The organism is Acidiplasma cupricumulans (assembly GCF_001402935.1).
GTDB lineage: Archaea > Thermoplasmatota > Thermoplasmata > Thermoplasmatales > Thermoplasmataceae > Acidiplasma > Acidiplasma aeolicum.
In genome coordinates this window covers 1-4745 of sequence record NZ_LKBH01000043.1, presented here as the reverse complement: position 1 = coordinate 4745, position 4745 = coordinate 1, and the positions used below count along the sequence as shown (strand labels likewise).

At 34.9% G+C, this 4745-nt stretch carries 3 protein-coding genes; 2 read left to right on the top strand and 1 reads right to left on the bottom strand.

Annotation, left to right across the window (positions count from 1 at the left end; translation table 11 throughout):
- Positions 1 to 56 precede the first annotated feature (56 nt).
- Positions 57 to 1493: an amino acid permease gene (locus AOG55_RS01660; protein ID WP_054963880.1), complete on the top strand. Its 1437-nt coding sequence runs from the start codon at positions 57 to 59 to the stop codon at positions 1491 to 1493.
- Here AOG55_RS01660 and AOG55_RS01655 read toward each other — a convergent pair.
- Complete coding sequence (locus AOG55_RS01655) at positions 1490 to 3238, bottom strand: Hsp70 family protein (protein WP_054963881.1); 1749 nt, start codon at positions 3236 to 3238, stop codon at positions 1490 to 1492. The genes AOG55_RS01660 and AOG55_RS01655 overlap by 4 nt on opposite strands.
- A gap of 135 nt (positions 3239 to 3373) precedes the next feature.
- Here AOG55_RS01655 and AOG55_RS01650 point away from each other — a divergent pair, with 135 nt between their 5' ends.
- A complete protein-coding gene (locus tag AOG55_RS01650; protein ID WP_055040803.1) occupies positions 3374 to 4732 on the top strand; it encodes a hypothetical protein in 1359 nt (452 codons plus the stop codon).
- Positions 4733 to 4745: the final 13 nt, after the last annotated feature.

The following is a 4745-nucleotide window of genomic DNA, read 5'->3' as shown; positions in this document are numbered from 1 at the left end:
TTAACAAAAAATTTTAATATAATATTCAACTATTAAATTAATTATTGGTGTTTATAATGTCTGTGCAAAAAACAGAATTAAAAAGAAATTCAATAGGGCTGCTGCAGGGAACGTTTCAATCCCTCGGCCAGGTTGCCCCTGCAGCAGATATTGCCATACTGCTGGTTGCATCCTTTTCAATATCTGGTGCGCAAACAGTGCTATCAGTAATAATTGGATGGATAATTTACGCACTATGGATGGTCACACCATTTGAGCTATCAAAGTTCAAATCAAATGCCGGAAGCTACTATGCATATGCAGCAGGGGCCACAGAGGATGGTGCCATGGGGCCCATTACAGCGCTTAGCTTTATGTACTATGATGTCACAGGTGCAGCCTTTGGAATACTTGGTCTTTCAAGTTTCATATTTTTAATGTATCCAGCAATAACATCAATTCCTTATATATGGATACTCTTTGCAGGCCTTTTCACAGCCTTTATTGTCACAGTAACATATCTTGGAATAAGGCCGTCCCTTAATTACACTGCAATAGCCGGTTTAATGGAGATATTATTCCTTTTAATTGGATCAATTATAATAATTATAAGGGTTGGGTCAGGGAATTCGCTTATACCATTTGAGGTTACCGGAAAATATTCACTTGGTTTTTCATCCATTATGTTTGCATCCGTGTTCTCAATACTGGATTTTACGGGATCCGGAGTTGTTACAACAGTTTCAGAGGAGATAGAAAAACCAAAAAAGAATATAGGTAAATCCATAGTTTTTGCCATGATACTTACGGCCATTGCACTCATACCATCTGCATATGCCCTTACCGTTGGATGGGGAATTTCAAATATCGGAAGCTTTGCAAGCCATCCTGATGCAGGTCTAACTGTATTTTACAGGTACCTGGGACCTGTTGGACTTATACTTCTAATAGTTTTTACTTTAAACAGTTATTTATCAAATGGGGTTTCAAAGGCAACTGCAGTTAGCAGATGGTGGTATTCTGCTGCAAGGGATAACATTGTTTTTCCCTCCAAGCTCGGAGAAATAAATAAAAAATATCACTCACCGGCAAATGCGGTAATTACCTGGGCAGTATTTTCATTTATACTTGATGTCATAGTTGGCCTTATTTTTGGGCCATTGAATGCTGCGTTTGTTCTGGAGGCTGGAACCGGAATTTCAATTATAATAGTACATATACTCGCCAACACATCATTAACATTTTATACAAGAAGGATAAATAAATTTAGCATATTAAAACATGGAATTGCCCCAACGGCTGCCACCATAATAGGTGCCATTGTCATATATTTCACTGCATACAATATTATACATAAATATGTGCTTAATCCAACAGGAATAAATACAGCATATTTTGCATCGTTTATATTCACCATAATCTGGGTGCTTGGTGGAGGAATTTCAATAACGTTGCATTATATAAAGAAAAAACCAGAGGTATTAAGAGAGGCCGGGGAGTTTAATCTCCGCTAATAATTAATATTATAGTCATTTTTTAATTTTTCAATTAAAGTTTTTAGATTTTTAATATCCTTGTTCTTAATAAGATCTGTAAGTTTTATTATGTCCTGGCTTATATTATAATAGGATATTTTTCCAGAGGCGGACTGAAAATTTGCAATTTTTTTTAGCCTGTAAAGCATTTCATTCGCATTATTCATTAATTCTGCTATGTTTTTAATCTGCATATCTGAATCATAATATTTTTTAACCTCACTTTTTATCCTTTCAATTTTCTCAGGGTCCATGTTTATGGGTTTTTTAATAATTATATGATTCTCTGATCCTGTTGATGAATCCCTGGCACTTACCCTTAAAATACCATTCCGGTCTATTACATATGTTACATCTATTGTTACCTCTCCCCTTGGCGCCGGCTTTAGGTCTGTTAATCTTAACTCGCCAATCAATTCATTGTAGCTTCCTATTGGTCTTTCACCCTGAACAATCTTTATGACTATTTCCTTCTGATAGTCCCTAACGGTCGTAAAGGGTTTTGTTACAGAACATGGTATTCTGGTATTTGCTGGGATCATTGGCACGACTATATCATTAATTATTACATTGCCAAGTGTTAAGGGTGTAACATCCTTAAATATTATTCCAGTTTTTATGGCCTCCCTTATTTCAGCTTTTGATGCGGCTATAATTGATGCACCTATGGCAACAGTGTACATTGGGTCTATTCCTGAAAGTGCCTTTATGCCAAGATATTTTTCAACCGTATTCTGTAAGAACGGTATTTTAGTTGGACCACCTATAAAAATTAAATGATTTACATTGTTTTTTGTTATGCCTGATTTATAAAAGGCCTCATCTATTGCCCTAAATGACCTTTCAATTATTGGTTCTATAATTGAATTAAACTCATCCCTTGTTATTTCAATATTAATGTTTCCACGGCCTGTAAAATCACCGGATAGCACACTGGAGGGTGAAAAGCTGATGGTATAATTATAGGTAAGCCATATCTTTGCATATTCTGCAAACTCTTTAAGATAAAATATTTTCTCAGAGGAATCAATATTTATGTTATTTTTAATAAAAACTGACCTAAGATGGTTATATAATGCATTGGTCATTTCTATTCCACCGAGCATTGTATCCCCGGATGTTGATAGTACACTAAATGTTCTTTTCCTTATATTTAATATTGTCACATCCAGCGTTCCGGCACCCATATCATATACAATTACATTTTCATTTAGCTCCCTTTCATCCAGAAACTGGTTAAAACCGTAGGCAATTGCCGCAGCAGTGGGCTCATTTATCAGCCTTTTAACCTTAATTCCGGCAAGATCTGCTGCAACCTTGGTTGCATTCCTCTGATTGTCATTAAAATAGGCAGGAACTGTTATAACGGCATCCCTTATTTTATCCTTAAGATATATCTCGGCATCCATTTTTATTTTTGTAAGTAAAATTGCTGTTAACTCCTGTGGTGTATGGAATTCATTACCGGTTTTAAAGAGATAATCAGTACCAATTTTCCTCTTAAAATTTTTAATTGTCCCGTCAGGATAAATTTTTTCCATTTTTTTGGCCGGCATGCCCGTATATATGTTTTTCCCTGCAAATGTTATATAACTTGGGGTCGTTTTTCCATCAGGAGTGCCTTCACCTGATGGTATTATAACACTTTTCATTGACCCATTAATAATGGTGGTTATGGCCGCTGCAGAGTTTTCAGTTCCTATATCTATGCCTATGGAATACATTTATGAACAATAATGTGTTTGCAATTATAATAGTTTTTATATCCTGCCCTAAAATTATATAAATCAAATTTACTGAATGACGCTGCATGACAAAATTTAAGTATATCCAATAATTATAATAATTAAGGTCTTTAAATGTCTCAGGAGGGCAAGTGGTTTGAGGTTATAAATGGTATAAAGGACGATGATTATAATCAAAGGTTATTTAGCACGCTTGGAAACCGTTTTGGTGTTTTTTATTATAAGAAGTCTGATGATGTTCATGTTTATATATACACAAACAGCAGGCCATCATTTGTTAAGGAGGCAATAGACATAGACCCCATAGACTCACTGCCCAAGGCAGGAAATTCATATATATCTGTAAGGTTAAATGATCCATATTATTATTCAGACCATGATGAAACCGGAATAGAATTAAAGGGATTAAAAGCATTTCTCTCAAGCCTTGATAAAAATCAGGGAATTTTAATCTGGTTTTATGAATATAATAAAAAATCAGAGGATTTTGAATATTCAATTAAGGAGGACAAATTCAGGGTAAGAATTATTTTGATAGAAAAGGAAAAACATGTAAGAAAAAATCAGAAAATCATACACGAATTTGCTGATAGCAGGACCCAGAACCAGGATATATTGAAAAAATTCAGGGAATATATAGACATTGATTTTACATGGAAGAATATAAAAAAACCTACATATAAAATCTTTGACCCGGAAGTTAAGTTTTCAATAAAAGAAATGATGAATACAAAAAAAAGGACTATATATACTTACAGGGCTGAGATAACCAAAATGATGATTATGGATTACAGCCAGAGGATAGAGCTGAGATTGGATAACAAGGGCCGTGGACCCGAGGCCAGTGAGATCGCCCATAAATATCTGGAATCAAAAAATTTTGGAGGGACGGAAACAGATATAAACTTTGATTCCAGAATGGCCCAGTTAAAGGAAATTGCCTCGAGCGATTATAAAATTTTAATGTACGGTAAAAATGGTGATGGAAAATTAGAGGTTGCCAGAAAATTAATGGGGGAAATTCTAAAATCTAACAGAAAAATTTTCATATTGCAGACAGCCATGTTTGACCCTTTTAAAAATATAGTTTCGGATGACGAGGCATACAAGGTTGTTAAAATTTCATTAAGTGCGGATTATGCTGGCAGGCTTATTGTAAGGGATGGCGATGATGCAACTCTGCTTGCAGAGAAGTTATGGGCCGAAATAACAACAAAAAGCTCAAGCGAAAAGGATCCAGCACTTTTTATATACAATGTGGGGGATGTGATTCCAAGGAATGATTCAGGTGTTCCGGTATATGAAAGTGAATTCTGGAGTTCATTCTTTAATCTTGCAATGAAAAAACCATCACTTATAGGTTTAATTTATGATGGCGATGGGCAAACGAAACTCTCACTTTATACAGATAAGGTTATCAAAACATACATGGAGGGAAATGAAACATCCTTCTCTATTGAGGAAACAAAGTAAATATTATTTATTA